The sequence below is a fragment of the Candidatus Latescibacter sp. IFSED24 genome (assembly GCF_058273205.1).
This window is the reverse complement of sequence record NZ_CM177850.1, coordinates 1,624,948-1,641,958: the sequence shown is the minus strand read 5'-3', so window position 1 is coordinate 1,641,958 and position 17,011 is coordinate 1,624,948. Positions and strand designations below refer to the sequence as shown.

General features: G+C 70.2%; 12 protein-coding genes. 10 read left to right on the top strand and 2 right to left on the bottom strand.

What is annotated here, in order from left to right:
- Window positions 1-5: 5 nt before the first annotated feature.
- The 6 genes from rplI (at window position 6) to IFSED24_RS06720 (ending at window position 5,743) form a co-directional block, all read left to right on the top strand.
- Window positions 6-464 (top strand): 50S ribosomal protein L9, encoded by a 459-nt coding sequence (gene rplI / locus IFSED24_RS06745; protein WP_491334456.1) that lies wholly within the window; start codon window positions 6-8, stop codon window positions 462-464.
- Window positions 465-498: 34 nt separating this feature from the next.
- Window positions 499-1,587: a mannose-1-phosphate guanylyltransferase gene (locus tag IFSED24_RS06740; RefSeq protein WP_491334455.1), complete on the top strand. Its 1,089-nt coding sequence runs from the start codon at window positions 499-501 to the stop codon at window positions 1,585-1,587.
- A gap of 80 nt (window positions 1,588-1,667) precedes the next feature.
- Window positions 1,668-2,885, top strand: coding sequence for a peptidylprolyl isomerase (locus IFSED24_RS06735; protein ID WP_491334454.1), 1,218 nt, complete (start codon window positions 1,668-1,670; stop codon window positions 2,883-2,885).
- Between the two features lie 108 nt (window positions 2,886-2,993).
- The gene (locus IFSED24_RS06730; RefSeq protein WP_491334453.1) at window positions 2,994-3,413 is read left to right on the top strand and encodes a DUF2914 domain-containing protein; all 420 of its coding nucleotides are present in this window, start codon (window positions 2,994-2,996) and stop codon (window positions 3,411-3,413) included.
- Between the two features lie 6 nt (window positions 3,414-3,419).
- Complete coding sequence (locus IFSED24_RS06725) at window positions 3,420-3,881, top strand: bifunctional nuclease family protein (protein WP_491334452.1); 462 nt, start codon at window positions 3,420-3,422, stop codon at window positions 3,879-3,881.
- Window positions 3,878-5,743 (top strand): ABC transporter substrate-binding protein, encoded by a 1,866-nt coding sequence (locus tag IFSED24_RS06720; RefSeq protein ID WP_491334451.1) that lies wholly within the window; start codon window positions 3,878-3,880, stop codon window positions 5,741-5,743. The genes IFSED24_RS06725 and IFSED24_RS06720 overlap by 4 nt, the downstream gene beginning before the upstream one ends.
- Here IFSED24_RS06720 and IFSED24_RS06715 read toward each other — a convergent pair.
- Window positions 5,721-6,506: an energy transducer TonB gene (locus IFSED24_RS06715; RefSeq protein WP_491334450.1), complete on the bottom strand. Its 786-nt coding sequence runs from the start codon at window positions 6,504-6,506 to the stop codon at window positions 5,721-5,723. The two genes, IFSED24_RS06720 and IFSED24_RS06715, sit on opposite strands and share 23 nt — an antisense overlap.
- 13 nt (window positions 6,507-6,519) lie before the next feature.
- The gene (locus IFSED24_RS06710) at window positions 6,520-8,925 is read right to left on the bottom strand and encodes an N-acetylmuramoyl-L-alanine amidase (protein WP_491334449.1); all 2,406 of its coding nucleotides are present in this window, start codon (window positions 8,923-8,925) and stop codon (window positions 6,520-6,522) included.
- Window positions 8,926-9,108: 183 nt separating this feature from the next.
- Here IFSED24_RS06710 and selA point away from each other — a divergent pair, with 183 nt between their 5' ends.
- The 4 genes from selA to ftsY all read left to right on the top strand — a co-directional run bounded on the left by selA (window position 9,109) and on the right by ftsY (window position 16,933).
- Window positions 9,109-10,530 (top strand): L-seryl-tRNA(Sec) selenium transferase, encoded by a 1,422-nt coding sequence (gene selA, locus IFSED24_RS06705; protein WP_491334448.1) that lies wholly within the window; start codon window positions 9,109-9,111, stop codon window positions 10,528-10,530.
- A gap of 5 nt (window positions 10,531-10,535) precedes the next feature.
- A complete protein-coding gene (locus IFSED24_RS06700) occupies window positions 10,536-12,173 on the top strand; it encodes an SPOR domain-containing protein (RefSeq protein ID WP_491334447.1) in 1,638 nt (545 codons plus the stop codon).
- A gap of 66 nt (window positions 12,174-12,239) precedes the next feature.
- Complete coding sequence (gene smc / locus IFSED24_RS06695; protein WP_491334446.1) at window positions 12,240-15,896, top strand: chromosome segregation protein SMC; 3,657 nt, start codon at window positions 12,240-12,242, stop codon at window positions 15,894-15,896.
- Window positions 15,896-16,933, top strand: a complete 1,038-nt coding sequence (gene ftsY / locus IFSED24_RS06690; RefSeq protein ID WP_491334445.1) for a signal recognition particle-docking protein FtsY — start codon at window positions 15,896-15,898, stop codon at window positions 16,931-16,933. The genes smc and ftsY overlap by 1 nt, the downstream gene beginning before the upstream one ends.
- Window positions 16,934-17,011 lie beyond the last annotated feature (78 nt).

The window sequence follows — 17,011 nt, the reverse complement described above, 5'->3', positions numbered from 1 at the left end:
GGTTGATGATGGACGTGATCCTGCTGCAAAGCGTGGAAAACCTCGGCAACATGGGCGAGGTCGTGAGCGTGGCTCGAGGCTACGCGCGCAATTACCTGCTTCCCAAGGGCCTGGCCATGGAAGCTTCCGACGGCGCCAAGAAGGTGGTGGCGGACAAGCTGGTCCTGGAGACCAAGCGCGACCACCAGCAGAAGGAAGCCGCCGAGGTGCTGGCGGGCGAGCTGACGGCCAAGGGCCTCAGCCTGACCCTGCACGCCAAGGCCGGTGAAGAGGACAAGCTGTATGGTTCGGTGACCGCTCGCGACATCGCCGCGGCCCTGGCCGAGCACAAGTCGCTCGAGGTGGACCACCACCAGGTCCTGCTGGACGAGCCCATCAAGACCCTGGGCGAGTTCGAGGTCGGACTGAAGCTGCACAGCGAGGTCCAGGTGCAGGTGCACGTCGTGGTCAAGCCGACCGAATAGCTGGCAACCTCGTTTCCAGCCGAACGGGGGAACCATGTCGGACGATGCGTGCCGTGGATTCTGCGTGATCATGGCGGGCGGTCGGGGCACTCGCTTCTGGCCGCTCAGCCGGACTGACCGGCCCAAGCAGTTGCTGCCGCTGGCCTCGTCGTGCAGCCTGCTGCGCGAGACCTACGAACGCGTGGTGGATCTGGTGGGGCCCGAGCGGATCCTCATCGTCACCAGTGGCGACCTGGCTCCGGCCATCGCCGCCCAGCTGCCTGAGTTGCCCGCGGCGCACATCGTGGCCGAGCCCCGGGGCCGCAACACGGCACCCTGTGCGGTCCTCGGCATGGGGCTGGCTGCGCGGCTGGCCCCCGGCGCTCCCGTGGCTCTCTTGCCCGCCGATCACGCCATCGCCGATGGCGATCTCTTCCGCCAGCAACTCGCTGCCGCTTTCGCGCGCGCCGTGGCCCGGGCGGGTGTCGTGACCTTCGGCATCCCGCCCACCCGGCCTGAGACCGGTTACGGCTACCTCGAGACCGGCTCCGCCGAAAGCGACGCTCCTGCGGATCTGCTGCCAGGCGTCGCCTTCGTCGAGAAACCCGATCGCGCGCGCGCCGAGGAATACCTCGCGGGGGGGCGGCATCTGTGGAACAGCGGCATCTTCGTCTGGGATGCCGGCGCCTTCGCCGCCGCCGCGACCCGGCATGCACCGGCCATCGTCGACACGCTGGCGCCCGCCATCGCCGCCTTCGCTTCCCCTGGCTTCGCCCAGGCCTTATCGTCAGCCTACGCCGCGTGTCCCGCCGACTCCATCGACTACGCGGTCATGGAGAAGCTGCCATCCTTCGAGGTTCTCCGCGCCCGCTTCCGCTGGTCCGATCTGGGGAGCTGGAACGCCTGGGGCGATCTGGCCAGGGAACTTCCGGGCGGCAATCGGGGTCTCACGGAATTGGTGGCGCTGGATAGCCGGCACAACGTGCTGCACGCACCGGACAAGCTGGTGGCGTTGATCGGCGTCGAGGATCTGATCGTGGTCGATACCGGGGATGCGCTGCTGATCGCTCGCCGCGAGGACGACCAGCGCGTCAAGGACGTCATCCTGAGCCTGGAGGAATCCGGGCGCCAGGACCTGCTCTGATTAGCCCGATCGCGGGCCGCCGTTCGTGTGCACGGGCCGCACGACCGGCGTTTCCATCGCCCGTCACGAGGACGCACCGCATGAAGCTATTGCGAATTCTAACGCTGCTGACACTGATCGCCGCTGGCCTGGGTCTGGGTGGTTGCGGCGAGCAGGACACGGCCGTCGTGGACGAGACCGCCATCTTCGGCGACGGATCCCTCGACGGGTCCCGGGTGATCGCCGAGGTCGATGGATTCGCCATCACCGAGCAAATGCTGGATCTGCGGTTCGACGAACTCCAGCGGAGAGATCAGAACCGCTTCCGGGGCGAGGAGGGCCGGCGCATCTTCGTCCGTCAGATGATCGACGAGGTGCTGCGGGTGCGGGCCGCCGAGAAGCAGTTGCTGCAGCGCGACCCCAACGTGGCCCGGGTGCTGATCTCCCAGCGCCGCAACGCCCTGGATCTGGCATTCCGGAAAAACCTGGTCAAGGATCGCGAGCCGGACATCGAACAGGTGCGGGCCTATTTCGAGCAGCACCGTGACGACTACAAGCGTCTTGGCTCCATGCACGCTTCGCACATCGAATGCGCCACCCAGGAAAAGGCCGCCGAGGCCTACCGGAAGATCGCCGAGGACAACCGCGCCTTCGCCTACGTCGTGGCGGAATACACCCAGAACGACGAGACCCTGATCAACAAGGGCGATCTGGGCTGGTTCAACAAGGGTGGATTCATCGCCGGCATCGATAACCCCCGGGGGTTCACCGAGGCGATCTGGGACCTGGAGGTGGGGCTCAACCCACCGCTGGAATTCGAGGGCAAGTGGCACGTCGTGCAGGTCCACGAGCGCAAGTACGGACGGCGACAGACGCTCGAGGAAGCCTACGACCGGGTGGTCACCGACATGATGCCAGAGTTCCAGGAGCAGCTGCTGGAAGAATGGCTGCGTGAACATCGTCAGCAGTCGAACATCACCTACTACGGCGAATTCCGGCCGGGACACGGCAAGTCGGCCAAGGAACTGTTCGAGCGGGCGTTCTACGCCAAGGACGAGCAGCAGAAGCTGGACCTGCTCGGCCTGCTCGTGGACGACTACCCCGAGAGCGAGTATGCGGACGACGCGCTCTTCATGGCCGGCAACGTGACCCTGGACACCTGGGGCGACCTGGCGAGGTCGGCGTTCTTCTTCCGCGAACTGCTGGATCGGTATCCTGAGAGCGATTACGCCGCCGACGCGGAGTACATCCTCGCCAACATGAGCAAGCCTGATTTCGTCAATCCCCGCTCGATCGAGGATCTGCAGCGGGATAAATGAGCCTGGGCGGCATTCCATGAGGGCGGGTCGTTGACACCGGCCCGCCCTTTGCTATGGTGCCACGAGAGACCGGCATTCGCCCGGTCCCCCCGAACCTGGAGGGATGACATGACCGCCAAGAGATTGTTTTTCGGTGCGCTGCTCCTGCCCCTGATCCTGGCCCTGCCCGTTGCTGCGCAGGACGATGCGGCCGCCGCGGCCACGTTGACCGTGGCCGAGATCGGCGTCGGCAGCGGGTACGATGCCGCGACCCGGGACCTGGTCGGCGAGGCCAGTACCTTCGCGGCGGGCACCGGGCAGCTCTGGTGCCGGACACGGATCTTGGGCGCGGCCGAACCGACCACCATCTCGCATGTCTGGTACCGCGAGGGCAAGACCATGGCCCGCGTCGAGCTGAATGTGGGCTCGTCCAACTGGCGCACGGTCTCGAGCAAGAAACTCCTGCCCGACTGGACCGGTGCCTGGGAAGTGAAGGTCCTCGACGCCGCTGGGACGGTCCTCGCGACCACGACCTTCACGGTGGAGTAGCGACTCGTGATCAAGCTCGACGTTGCCGGCATGAGTCTGGATCAGAACACCGAGGCGCCGGTGGTGCTGCTCTATGTGCCCAGCGAGGAGATGTGCCTGCCCATCTGGATCGGGCCGGCCGAGGCCGCCAGCATCGCCCTGGCGCTCCGCGGGGAGACCTTCTCGCGGCCGTTGACCCACGACCTCATGGCCATGGTCATCGACGGCCTGGACGGCCGGGTCGAGCGGGTCGTGATCACCGACCAGCGCGACAGCACCTATTTCGCCCGCCTCTTCCTGGGCCGGGACCACGACGTCGTCGCCGTCGATGCCCGGCCCAGCGATTGCATCGCCCTGGCTCTGCGCACCGACGCCCCCATTTACCTGGAAGAAGCGGTGCTGGACAAGGTCCGCGACAGTCTCGTGCCGCTGGACGTCCAGGACCGCAGACCTCCTGGCCAACAGGGACCCAACGAGGAGACCGAATGACCCGGCCACCGCTTCCGGCGCTGGCGGCCCTGACCGCCGCGCTGCTGCTCGTCGTGCTCGTGTCCGCCTGCACCAAGACCGGCCCGACACCCGCCCCGGGTGCCGGGGACACCCAGCTGGCCGAGGCGGATCGCCTGGCCTTCGCCCAGATCGAGCAGGATCATCAGCTGCATCGGGATCGCGAGGTCCTCGCGGCCGGCAGTGAGCAGCTGGCACGACGCACCCCGCATCCCTGGGCCGACCGCATCGCCCACCTGATGATCGAATCGGCGGTGCGTCTGCCCGACCTGGATGCCGCCCGTCGGCTCGCCCTCGATTTTCCCGAGCGCTTCGCCCGGAGTGCCGAGCTGCCGGACGCCATGCTGACCGCCGCGGCAGGCCTGGCGGCGGACGATCGACCATGGGATGCCGTGACCGTGTACGCGGCCCTCACCGACTGTCGCCGGGACCCGACCCTGGCCAGGACCGTCGCCCTGGCTGCCGAGGAGTCGCTGCTGGCCCTCGACGAGCCCACGCTGCTGGATCTCTACACGCAGCTGGCGGACCAGCCATTGCAGCCGCTGGTGGGACGGCATCTGGCGGCCCGACGGCAAGCCCTGGGCGATCTCGCCGGCGCCGAGGCCATCGTTCTCGAGCTCGAGGCGACCGCACCTGGCCAGGAGCAGACCATCGCCGCCCGACAGGCGCTCACCGGCGGCACGGCGCCGGTGATCAGCGGCGCGACCCGTCCCGGTCGCCTGGGCGTCCTCTGCCCGCTCACCGGCCGCTACGCCCGGTTCGGCAATGCGTTCCAGGCCGCGGTACGCCAGGCCGTCGAGGCGGTCGACCCGGCCGGGACCGGGCCCTGGGAACTGGTCCTCGAGGACACCGAGGCCGATCCGGTGACCGCCGCCCTGGCCGCGCGCAAGCTCTGCGCCGAGGACGGGTGCCAGCTGGTGATCGGAGCGCTCCTGTCCTCGACCACCGCCACGGCCGCCCTGGTGGCCGAACGCTACGGCATCCCGCTGGTCTCGCCCACGGCCACCAACGAGCGGCTGGGACTGCTCGGCGACCACGTCCTGCAGACCAACCTCACCGGACCGCTCGAGGCCGAGGTCCTGGCGCGCCTGGCCGGCGAGGTGCTCCTCAAGCGCCGCTTCGCCATCATCCGCCCCGACACCCCGGAGGGCGCGAGCCTCGCGGCGGCCTTCACCGCGGCGGTGGCGCGCTACGGCGGCCAGGTTGAGCTGGAGGAGATCTTCGACCCCACCGCCACCGACTTCCGGACCCAGGTCCACGCGGTCCGCGCCATCCGGCCCGAGGTGGTCTTCTGCCCCGCCTCGGTGGACCAGATGGTCCTGCTCGGACCGCAACTCGATTTCTACAAGGTGGGCGCCCTGGTGCTCGGTCCCAGCGAGTGGAACAGCTCGCGCCTGATGCAGCGCGCCGGCTCGGTCCTCGAACGGGCGGTGTGCGCCGCGAGCCAGGTGGTCTATCCGGCCGAATGGGCGGTGGATTTCCGCGCCCACTGGCCTGGCGCTCGCCACGACGAGGAGTCGACCAACATCGCCCGCAGCACCTACCTGGCCACGCGGCTGGTGCTCGACACTCTCGAGCAGTCGGCGGTGCAGAGTCCGCGCCTGCTTGCCGGCGAGCTCCGGCAACGTCTGGTGGGTCGCGACGTGGAGGTGGCCGGGCCCGAGAGCTACGCCGCCTCGGTGCGCCTGGTGCAGGAGGCCAAGCTCACGCCGTTCCCGGGCCACCTCTATACCGAGGCCTGGCAGCGCCAGGTCCTGGCCGACAGCCTGGCGGCCGCGGACAGTCTGCTGGCGCCGGCCGACACCTTCGGCGTGGTGGAGACTAGTCCGCCAGGACTGGACTGAAGGGGCTGCGGAAACGCCAGGTGACCACGAGCCAGCGTGGCGCGGGCGGCTTGCCGTCGCGCAGGCGCGGCGCGAATTCCCACTGCTCCATGGCGGCGGTGACGGCGGTGGCGAACTCGTTGCCGCCGTCGTTGCTCTGGATCATCACCGCCACGATCTCGGCCTGCTCGTTGAGGAAGAACGCGGCCTCCACCACGATCAGCGGCTTCTGCCGGTCGGTCACCGACGCGCCGGCCGGGTACAGCGGCCGCACCAGCTTGCGGATGATGAAGTCGCTGTCGGCGTGCTGGCTGGGCATGAACATGTCCACCGCCGACTGGCCGTCGCTGTCGGCGGTGGCCTCGGCGTCCTCGGAGGCCTCGCGGCTCTCGCCGTCGGCCACCACGGGGGCTGTCTGGTCGGTCACCTCGGGCACGAGCCGCTGGGCGTCGGGCGTGACCTCCTCGGGCTCGACCTCGTATTCGGGCGCGGGCGGGGGCGACGCGTCGTCGCGAGCCGCCCGGCGCTGGGCCACGTCTCGGCCGTCATCCACGGAGATCTCGGGCATGATCTGCAGCGGGCCGTCGGCACCGTAAGGCGTGAACTTGCGGTCGATCTCCTCGGCGCTCGGCCCCAGCAGGACCAGCAGCAGGAGCAGCCCCAGCGCCGCGGGCAAGGCCCACAGGAGACGCTTGCTCACACGCGCCCGCTCGGCCTCGCTGGTGGGTGAGAACAGGCGTCCCTCATGGGGCGGCCGATCGTCGGGATGCTGCGGCGCGTTCATCACCAGGCCTCGGTCAGCGGTTCTCCAGGAGTATGCGGCCACGCCAATCCCCCGAGGGCAGACGGTCCAGCGCCCAGAGCTGCCAGAGCGGGCCGGCGTGCAGTTCCAGGACGTGGCGGTCGCCCCGTACGGGCAACCCGGGATCGCCGTCCGCCCATGAGGTTACGGGTGCCTCGACACCATGTCCAGACGGCGGCAGCCACAGGAAGTTTCCGTCGAGGCGGGCGTGATCGAGCTGGGCGGCGGGCAGGGCGCGCTCGCCGAGGGCGGCGAGGAGAGCATCGATGGGGACCGTCCCCGTGTCCGGCTGCAGCAACGCCGCCGTGCCGCGCAGCAGCGCCCGGGCCACGGCGTTCTGCCAGGCGGGCGCGGCCAGCCGGTTCTCCACGGTCACCGAGGTCGGTTCTTCCAGCAGGACCACCATGGCCGGGCAGGCGGTATGACGCAGGACGTAGTCGTAGGCCGTCACGGCGCGCACGGTGTCGGGCAGGAGCGGGTCCAGGGCGGCGGCGCAGGCGGTGGCCCAGGGGCCGCCGATGCTGCTGCCCGGGTGGTGCCTGACGGCGGGCTGGCCGCGGCCGATGGCCAGGTAGAGGTCGGCGCCGAAGGTGTCGGCGCGGCGGACCTTCTCGGGGTCGGGGGTCCAGAGTTCGCCCTCGCGCACCACGGCGACCTCGCAGCCGGCGCCGCGGAGCAGGGCGGCCAGGCGCGCGGCCACCTGCAGGTTGAGCTCGCTGCCGGTGGTGCCGAAGGGGCCGCGGCCCTGGTCGTCGATGCCGCCGCCGCGCGGGTCGAGCGCCACGCGCTTGCCGACGAGCGCGGGCAGCAGCGGTTGCCAGGCGAGGGTCTCGGGGGCCGCCGTGGCGGGGTCCTGCCAGGGCGAGCGGCCGGTCTCGTCGAGGACGATTGGCCGAGTGCCGTCGGCCTCGAGCCAGAGGGGACGACCGACCTCGTGGGCGACGGCGGGCCAGTCATGGTGTCGGGAGGTCTGGGCCTGGCCGGCGTTGGTGCTGCGCAGGCGCCACTGGCCGCCGGGGACGAGTTGCCGTGGCCAGAACGCAGGGTCGGCGGTCAGCAGGCGCCAGGAATGGTCCGGGGGCAAGACGCTGATGGCGGGAGCGCTGTCGCGGTCGGATTCGATCACGTCGGCAAGCCGGTGTTCGATGATGACCCGATCGGCGAGGTCGCCCGGCGCGGGGTCGAGCAGGAGGGTGCCCAGCGGGCCTGGCGGACGGGGCAAGGGGAGGCCGCTGGTCGGATCGTCGGCGGAACCAAGGAACAGCGGTGAGAATCTGTCGAGGTCCTGGCCGTCGTTCCGATAGACGAAGAGGGCCCGGCGGGGCGAATCCGCGGCGCCGTCGAAGATGGCCTGGGTGTGCCATGGTCCGCGCTGTCCGCCGACGAAGGCGTGCTCTGCGGTGGGTGTGGCGCGGCCGGCCAGGTTGCGGCCCGTGATCGCGAGCGTACGGGTGCCGGCCAGGTCGCGACCCTGGAGCGTCAGGCTGCGCATGGCGGCGTCGAGTTCATGGGGAACCGGCTTGCCGTCGGCTGTCACGGCGATGGTGGTGGGATCGAGGCCGGGAGCGCCGGCGGCGCCGGGATCGAAGGTCCAGGTGGCCAGGGCGGGGATCTCGGTCGATGCGATGGTGTCGGGCAGATCGCTCACCCAGTGCGGGGTCCCGGCGGCGAAGAACTCGCGCAGGCCCAGGAAATACGCGCTGGCTTCCAGCTCGAGGCTCCGCGCCAGCGAGAGGCGGCCCTCGATCACCGGGTTGGAGATCATGGCCGGCTCGCCCAGCACCGCCGGCACCGGGGCGTGTCGCAGCACGTAGAAGCCGCCGGGCAGGATCTTGGCCGGCTCGATGTCCAGGGCGCGCACGAGCTGGCGGTGGATCGCCCGGGCCAGGTCGAGATCGGCGCCCTCGCGGCCGAGCGGGTAATAGGTCTGGGTCTCGTTGATGTCGGGATCGCGGCTGGCGGTGCTGTTGTGGTGGATGGAGACGAAGACGTCGGGCTGCAGACTGTCGCAGAGCGCGACCCTGGCGGCGAGGTCGCCGGTGAGCGAGCTGTCGGCGGGGGTGAGGAAGTCCACGTCGGCGGTGCGCGTGAGCGTGACCTCGGCGCCGGCCCATTGCAGGAGGCCCTGGAGGTAGAGCGCCACGCCCAGGTTGACTTCGGCCTCGGTGAGGCCCTGGTCGCCCACGGCGCCGCGGAAACGCCCACCGTGCCCGGGATCGACCAGGATGCGCCGACCACGCAGGGGGGACGGGTCGATCCCCGCCAGCTCGGGAGGGGCCTGGAGGTAGCCCGGGACGTCCGCCGGGTCGCGGGGCACCACCTGCTTGGGGCCGCAACCGCCGGCCAGGACGACGAGGGTGCCGAGGATCATGGCGATCAGGGCTAAGTGTCGGTTTGCCAACGTATCTTCCTTCCGGTTTGCCCGCAGGTTACGGGAGCCGGCCCGGGCTGTCCAGTCGCCAGCGTGGGGTGTCTGGACATCGGCCCCGAGGTCTGATACCTTTGGCGGCCAGCCGGGGCGCCATGCCCCGACCGGAGGCCGCTCCGTTGCGGCCTTTTCGACGTGCTTTCTCAAGGATGACCCATGCCCCATCCCCTGCTCCGCGAACTGCCGCCGGTGGGCGCCCTGCTCGACCATCCCGAGATCGCCGCCCTGGCCGGCGGCCGCCGCCGTCCGTGGGTGACCCGGGTGGTGCAGCGCGTGGTCGACGAGCTCCGTCGCGACCTGTCGCGGGGCGAGGGCGATCTGCCGCGCGATCGCCAGCAGCTCGAGCAGGCCGCGCGCGAGCGGATCAAGGCCGAAGTCGAGCGGTATCTGGGGCCGACCCACACCCGCGTGATCAATGCCACCGGGGTGGTGGTCCACACCAACCTGGGGCGTTCCTGCTGGCCCGAGCGCGCGGTGGCGTGGGCCGGCGAGGTGGCCGCCGGCAACAGCGATCTCGAGTTCGTCCTGGCCACCAACAAGCGGGGCCACCGTGGGCGCCGGGTCGAGGAGAAGGTGGCGCTGCTGGCCGGCTGCGAGGACGCCCTGGTGATCAACAACAACGCCGCGGCGGTCTGGCTGGCGGTGCGCCACGCCACCCATGGCGGGCGGCTGGTGCTCTCGCGGGGCGAGGTGGTGGCCATCGGCGGCAGTTTCCGCCTGCACGAGATCCTGGCCGAGACCCATTGCGAGCTCGTGGAGGTGGGGACCACCAACCGCACCAGCCTGGCGGACTACGAGGCTGCGCTCACTCCCGGCTGCACCGTGATGAAGGTCCATCGCAGCAATTTCACCGTCTCGGGATTCACCGAGGAAGTGGCGGTGACCGATCTGGCCGCCCTCGCCCACCGCCATGGCGGCCGGCTGGTCTACGACGCGGGCAGCGGCGCGTTCTTCCCTTTCCATGAGCTGGGCCTGCCCGCCGAACCCACCCTGGCCGAGGACATGGCCACCGGGGCCGACCTCGTGACCTGCAGCGGCGACAAGCTGCTGGGCGGTTGCCAGGCCGGCCTGATCCTGGGTACGAGGGCGGAGATCGCGGCGCTGCGCGAGCATCCCATGCGGCGCGCCTTCCGGGTCGACAAGACCACGCTGGCGGCGCTGGACGCGGTCCTGACCCTCTATCTCGAGGCGACCGACGTGCCCGCGCTGCCCACCCTGCAGAACCTGGCCCGACCGGTGGCGGAGATGGAGCAGGCCGCCGCCGCGCTGACCGCCGAACTGCAGCTTGCCGCACCTGTCGGCTGGACGGTGCGGACAGCCGAGTCCGTGGCCAGCGTGGGCGGGGGCAGCTTCTCGGACGCCGAGATCCCGACGCGGCTGCTGCTCTGGGAGGGCCCGCGCGACCAGCTCGAGAACATTCACACCTGGCTACGTCTGGGGGATCCGGCCGTGGTGGCCCGCATCTCCCAGGAGGGACTGGGTTTCGATCTGCGGACGGTCCAGCCGGCGGATTACGGACCGTTGGCCGCGGCGCTGCGGTCGGCCTGGCAGCGATTGAACGGGGAACAGACGAGGTGACGTCCATGAGCAACGACAAGCTGGAGATGCGGCCCGGTGGCCTGGAAGTCCTGAGCACGGGCACGAACCTGGCCGAGCTGGACCTGCATGGCGGCGAGGGCTTCTGGGACGAGGTGCTGCGCTTCACCCGCGAGTCGGGGATCGAGCGTGTGGTCGACACGGCCATGGGCGGCCGCTCCGCGCCGCGGATCTGGGCCTTCCTGGAATCGCCCGGCGCCGGTCCTGCGGCGGCTGCTGCTGCGGTCGGAGCCGCCCGGGTCCTGGCCGATCGCGGTCAGGCCGTCGTGCTCGTGGATGTCGACGAGCAGGAGCCGCGCATCACGCGCTGGCTCGGACGCAACGAGGTCGAGGGCTGGATCGACATGGTGCGTTTCGGGGCCTCGCTGCACGCCGCCAGCGACGCGCTGCCGTCGGACAACCGGCGCGGCTCGGTGCTGGGCGTGGGCTCGTTCGCGCCCACCGGCGTGACGCCCGAGGAGGTGGCCGACCTGCTGGCGCGCCTGCGCCGACAGGCCGATGATCTGGTGCTAGTGTTGCCGGCCAAGCTCCGCTCCCTGCCCTGGCTGGAAGCGGCCCACATCCGGCTGCTCTGCTGGGACCTGCTCTCGCGCGGGGCCAGCGACACCGAGCAGATCATCACCGAACTCGAGCGCATGGGGGCGCGTCCCGAGGCGCTGGTGGGGTTCGGCGTCGAGGAATTCAGCGCGATCCAGAGCCGATTGCGCGAAGAGGCCGATCCTCTCGCACCAGCAGCCGGGCCCGAGCCGGTCGCGACACCGGTCGCGACACCGGTCGCGACTCCCGTCGATCTCACCGACGAGCCCGCGGTGCCGGTGGACGAGGTGCAGGAGCCGGCGCCAGAACCGCTCGTCGAGGCCGTGGCCGCGGCACCCGGGCCGGACGACCCGCCGGGGCCGGATTTCGAGACGGAGTCCGTCACGGTCAGCACTCCTGCCAAGCGGCGCTCATCGGGGATCTTCATCTTCACCGCGGTTGTGGCGGTGGCCTGTCTGGGCCTGCTGGGGTACTTCCTGGCCGGCCAGATGGGTGGCGTCGGCGAGCAGGAACAGCCGCCGCAGCTGGCGCAGCTCCAGCCCGAGACCGGGACGCCTGTCGAGGCTGACGCCGAAGTGGACGCTGGCCCGACCACCGCGCAGCCGGCGCTGTCCGACGGCGCCGAGGATCCGGCGCAGAGGCCTGTGCCCGAGGAGTCCATGACCGGGGAGGCCGTGGCCGGGGAGGCGCCGGTGGCGACGCCTCCGGTGGCCGAGATCGCCGCCGGACCCGCCGCCGAGCCCCGGTCCGAGCCCGAGGTCATGCAGAACCCGCCGACCGTTCCCGCTGGCGAGCCGGCAGCGGCTATTCCCGAGCTGAACTGGGAAGCCTACCGCAAACCCGTGGGCAGCGATGGCTGGGCGCTCTGGCTCTATTCTTTCCCCGACGCCGAGGGGGCCGCGGTGGAGATCCGCCAGCTCGAGCGCCGGGGCTTCAATGCCGTGGTCAAGGAAGTCGAGATTCCCGATCGCGGCCGCTGGTATCGTGTCTATGTCGGCAGCTTCGCCGATCGTGACGCGGCCCGCGCCGCGGTGGCCGGCGTGCAGGCCAAGCTGAAACAGGACTGGGTCGTGCCGGCGAAATTCTAGCACCAATCCCGCCGCCGGCGTGCCCGTCGTCCGGCACGTCGGCGAGATCGCGGAAGGATCCGTTTCGTGAAACTCAAGCGTATCGAACTGCAGGGCTTCAAATCGTTCGTCGACCGCACGGTTCTCGACTTCGACGAGGGCATCACGGCCATTCTCGGCCCCAACGGTTGCGGCAAGAGCAACGTGGTGGACGCCGTGCGCTGGGTGCTGGGCGAGCAGTCGGCCAAGAATCTGCGCGGCGGCAAGATGGACGATGTCATCTTCAAGGGCACCACCAAGCGCAAGCCCGTGGGCCTGGCCGAGGTCACGCTGACCTTCGACAACGACGACGGCCGCCTGCCCGTCGAGTTCGAGGAAGTGGCGATCAAGCGCCGGGTGACCCGTGACGGCACCAGCGACTACTTCCTCAACGGTTCCGCCTGCCGGCTGAAGGATTTGCGCGACCTGCTCTGGGATTCGGGCGTCAACAACACCAGCTACTCGATCATCGAGGAGTCGATGATCAAGCAGATCCTCAACGAGAACAACCAGGAGCTGCGGCGGCTGCTGGAAGAGGGGTCGGGGATCACCAAGTACAAGGCGCGCCGCAAGGAGACCCAGCGCAAGCTCGACCGTACCAGCCAGGACCTGCTGCGCCTCGACGACATCATCGAGGAGATCGGCCGCGAGGTCCGCTCGTTGCAGCGCCAGGTGGGCAAGGCGCGCCGACACAAGCGGTTGTTCGGCGAGATCCGCGCGCTGGATCTCAGCCTGGCCCGCCGGCGGCGCGAGGCCCTCGATCACCGTGAGGTGGAGATCAAGGAGCGCACCGAGGAACTGCGGACCGTGGCCGAGACCGACAGCGGCGAGCTGAACGAACTGCGCGCCCGGATCGAACAGCAGCGGCCGCTGGTGGACGAGCGCGAGGCCGAGCGGCGCCAGCTCGAGGAGGCGTTGCAGGTCTTCGAGGAGGAGCTGCAGGAGAGCGAGCGCCAGGTGGTGGTGCTCGAGCAGCGCATCGAGGAGTTCCAGCGCCGCGCCGAGGAGGCCACCGGCGCGAGCAGCGAGGCCCGGCAACGAGGCACCGAGGTCCAGGCCCAGATCGTGGCACTGGAGACGCGGCTGCGCGAGCTGCGCACCGAGGTCGAGGGCGGCGGCGAGCAGCTGGCCACCCAGGCCGAGGAACTGCAGGTGCTGGAGAGCCAGCTGGCGGACGACCGCGCGTCGCTCGAGGAGGCGGTCCAGCTCAACCTCCAGTTCATCGAGAACGATGCGGCGAGCAAGAGCCGCCTGCGCGAGTTGCAGATCAAGCGCGAGAACCGGCAGGAACGCCTGAACCTCCTCGAGGACGAGGAAGCCGAGCTGGTGCGCGAGGCCGAGCTGGCCACCACGCGGCGGGCGGAGAACCAGGAGCGCCGCGACGGGCTGGCGCAACGGCGTCGTGAACTGCTCGAACACCTGGCGACCACCGAGCGCCAGGTCACCGACCTGGACGTGGGCGCTCAGGACATCCAGCAGGAGATCTCGGCGGCCACCGGCCGGCGCGAGGCCGCCGCCGGTCGTCTCGAATTGCTCCAGAGACTGCAGGAGAACTACGAGGGTTACGGCAAGGGCGCGCGGCATGTGTTGACCAGCCACGGCGACGACGCCGCGGTGCGCGGCGGCCTGGCCGACCGGCTGCAGGTGGAGGACGCCTGGACCGACGCCTTCGAGACCCTGCTGGGCGAGATGCTCGATGCGGTGGTGGTGGATCTGCCCCGCACCGCGGCCGCGCTGGCGCGCGAGCTGCAAGACGGCGGGCTGGGTCAGGCCGCCTTCCTCTGCCCCACCGGCGAGCAGCTGCCCGCCGTTGCCCAGCCACCTGCCGGCGGGCGCGCGGCGGGGGAGGCTGTCCGCGGCGACGTTGCCGAGCTGCCGCATCTGCAACGACTGCTGGCGAGGACCTACCTCTTCGCCGACGACGATGCCGCGGTAGCCGCAGCGCTGTCGGCCGCGGGCGAGCCGCCGGTCTACTGCCTGAGCCGCAGCGGGCTCCTGGTGACCAGCGACGGCCTGCTGCGTGGCGGCGCCGGCGAACGCGGCGAGATCAGCGTGCTCGGTCGCGGCGAGAAGCTGGACCAGCTCCAGGGTGAGGTGGTCCAGCTCGAGGGCAAGGTCGAGGCCGCCCGCGAGAAGCTCGCCGCCAACAGGGCCCGGCGCGAGGAGATGCGCGGCCTGCTCCAGCAAGGGCGCGAGGACCTGGGCACGCTCGACGGCGAGCTGCAGCAGGTGCAGGTGGCGCTGGCCCAGGTCGAGGACCGGCTGCGCACCGCCGATGAGCGGCGCGAGGAGATGGGCGCCGAGCGGGTCCGCCTGGGCGAGGAGGTCGCGCGGCTGCAGGCCGACGAGGACGAGCTGGCCGGCAGCCTCGCCGAGACCGGTCGCCAGCGCAGCGACAGCACGCTGAAGCGCGACGAGCTGCGGACGAGGGTCCAGGAGAGCGAGGCCCGTCGCGACGAGCTGCGCTACGCCTACGAGGAGCTCCGCTTGATGCAGCAGCGGCGCGAGGGCGAGTGCCGCGAGACCGAGACCGCGCTCAGCCACATGCGCGCCAACGTGGCCGAGCTGGCCGGCCGTGCCGAGCGGCTCCGCGACGAGGCAGAGCACGGGCGCCGCGAGGAGGTCAAGCTCTCCGAGGAGCTGGCCGCGCGCAAGGAGACGCTCGTCAGCGCCTTCCAGGAGCGCGAGCGCCGGCGGCAGATCGTGCGCAACGCCGCCGAGGCCATCCAGCAGCTGCGCCACGACACCGACCAGTGGCACGACCGCATCAAGGCCATCGAGGAGCAGCGGTCGGGCTGCCGCGATCAGATCCACCAGCTCGAGACCGAGCTGGCGACCCTCGACCTGCGCCGCAACAACCTCGAGGAGCGGGTGGAGGAGCAGTATTCCGGATCGTTCGCCCAGCTGATCGCCGCCATCGTCGAGGACGACCTGCCGCGCGAGCTGGAGCGCGAGGGCGGCGTGTTCCAGACCGAACAGGCCGAGGCGCTGCTCGAGAGCAACCGTCAGAAGCTCGCCGGCCTCGGCCCCATCAACCACCTGGCGCTCGAGGAGTACGAGACCAAGAAGGAGCGCCTAGACTTTCTCGAGGGCCAGCGCAGCGACGTGGCCAAGGCGAAGGAGGATCTGGAGAAGGCCATCGCCGAGATCAACCGCACCGCGCGCAAGCTCTTCGCCGACACCTTCGAGGAGGTACGCCGCAACTACGTCGCGGTGTTCCAGACCCTGTTCAAGGGCGGCCGCGCCGACTTGCAGCTCCTGCGCACCGACGACCCGCTCGAGAGCAACATCCTGATCACGGCGCAGCCCACGGGCAAGGTCATCGACCACGTGTCGCTGCTCTCGGGCGGCGAGCGCTGCCTCACCGCGCTGTCGATCCTCTTCGCGGTCTACCTGGTCAAGCCGTCGCCGTTCTGCCTCCTCGACGAGGCCGACGCGCCGCTCGATGACACCAACATCGGCCGCTTCGTGAACATGCTGCGCGAGTTCTCGCGGAACACCCAGTTCCTGGTGATCACGCACAACAAGCTGACCATGGAGACGGCCAACCATCTGTACGGCGTGACCATGATGGAGAAGGGGTGCTCGAGCATCGTCTCGGTGAGCTTCAACGACGTGGCCGAGACCCGCAGCGACCAGGAACTGGCCGGCGCCATCGCGTTGCGCCGCGAGCAGGTCGACAACACGCTGGAGGCGCAGGAGTAATGGGCCTGTTCGAACGGTTCCGCACCGGACTGCGGAAGACGCGCAACAACTTCGTCGGCGGGCTGCAGCGCCTGCTCGGCGGCGGGGTCAAGCTCGACGAAGACACGCTGGACGAGATCGAGGAGCTGCTGATCACCGCCGACATGGGCGTGCAGTCGGCGGTGCGCATCACCCGCAGCATCGAGTCGCGCCTGCGCGAGGAGGGCGGCGAGGCCACCCTCGAGTCGGTGCTCGGCGTGATCCGCCACGACGTCAAGGCGATCCTCACCGAGGCCAGGCCCAAGGTGCATCCGCCCACCTGGGAGGACGCGCTCGAGACGGGCGGGAAGAAGAAGAAGCGCAAGGGCAAGGGTGGCGAGATCGCCGTCGAGACTGTGGCCGATGATCACGCCGATGTGCGTGTGATCTTCGTGGTGGGCGTCAACGGCACCGGCAAGACCACGAGCATCGCCAAGCTGGCCCACCTGCTCATGCAGCAGGGCCAGCGGGTGCTCCTCGCCGCGGGCGACACCTTCCGGGCCGCCGCCGTGGAGCAGCTTTCGGTCTGGGCCGAGCGCATCGGCGCGCCCTGCGTATCCCAGGGTCAGAACGCCGACCCCGCCGCCGTGACCTTCGACGCCATCAACGCCGCGGTGGCCCGCGGCTGCGACACGGTGATCGTCGACACCGCCGGTCGCCTCCACACCAAGACCAGCCTCATGGACGAGCTCGCCAAGGTGGCCCGCGTCATCCGGCGCCGCACCGGCCGCGACCCCGAGACGCTCCTGGTGGTCGATGCCAACACCGGCCAGAACGGCCTGGCCCAGGCCCGCGTCTTCGCCGAGACCATCCCCGTGGAGGGGCTCATCCTCACTAAGCTCGACGGCACCGCCAAGGGCGGCATCGTCGTGGCCATCGCCGAGAGTCTCGGTCTGCCCGTGCGCTACGTGGGTATGGGCGAGACCGTCGACGACATCGCCGACTTCGATCCCGACACCTTCTGCGACGCCCTCTTCTCCGCTTGGGGGGGAGAGGACGACCCCGCCGCGGCGGAGTGAACTTCGTAACACTCCGCCGCGGCGGTATTTCTCTCTGGCGCGGGTGCCCTCCGGAACCCACGCTTCCTGGCTGGTGGT

Bases quoted from the DNA above. Each gene is read 5' to 3' on its own strand.
- IFSED24_RS06740 (WP_491334455.1), top strand. From the start codon at position 499: ATGTCGGACGATGCGTGCCGTGGATTCTGCGTGATCATGGCGGGCGGT.
- IFSED24_RS06720 (WP_491334451.1), top strand. From the start codon at position 3,878: ATGACCCGGCCACCGCTTCCGGCGCTGGCGGCCCTGACCGCCGCGCTG.
- rplI (WP_491334456.1), top strand. From the start codon at position 6: ATGATGGACGTGATCCTGCTGCAAAGCGTGGAAAACCTCGGCAACATG.
- IFSED24_RS06730 (WP_491334453.1), top strand. From the start codon at position 2,994: ATGACCGCCAAGAGATTGTTTTTCGGTGCGCTGCTCCTGCCCCTGATC.
- IFSED24_RS06700 (WP_491334447.1), top strand. From the start codon at position 10,536: ATGAGCAACGACAAGCTGGAGATGCGGCCCGGTGGCCTGGAAGTCCTG.
- IFSED24_RS06735 (WP_491334454.1), top strand. From the start codon at position 1,668: ATGAAGCTATTGCGAATTCTAACGCTGCTGACACTGATCGCCGCTGGC.
- IFSED24_RS06715 (WP_491334450.1), bottom strand. From the start codon at position 6,506: ATGAACGCGCCGCAGCATCCCGACGATCGGCCGCCCCATGAGGGACGC.
- ftsY (WP_491334445.1), top strand. From the start codon at position 15,896: ATGGGCCTGTTCGAACGGTTCCGCACCGGACTGCGGAAGACGCGCAAC.
- selA (WP_491334448.1), top strand. From the start codon at position 9,109: ATGCCCCATCCCCTGCTCCGCGAACTGCCGCCGGTGGGCGCCCTGCTC.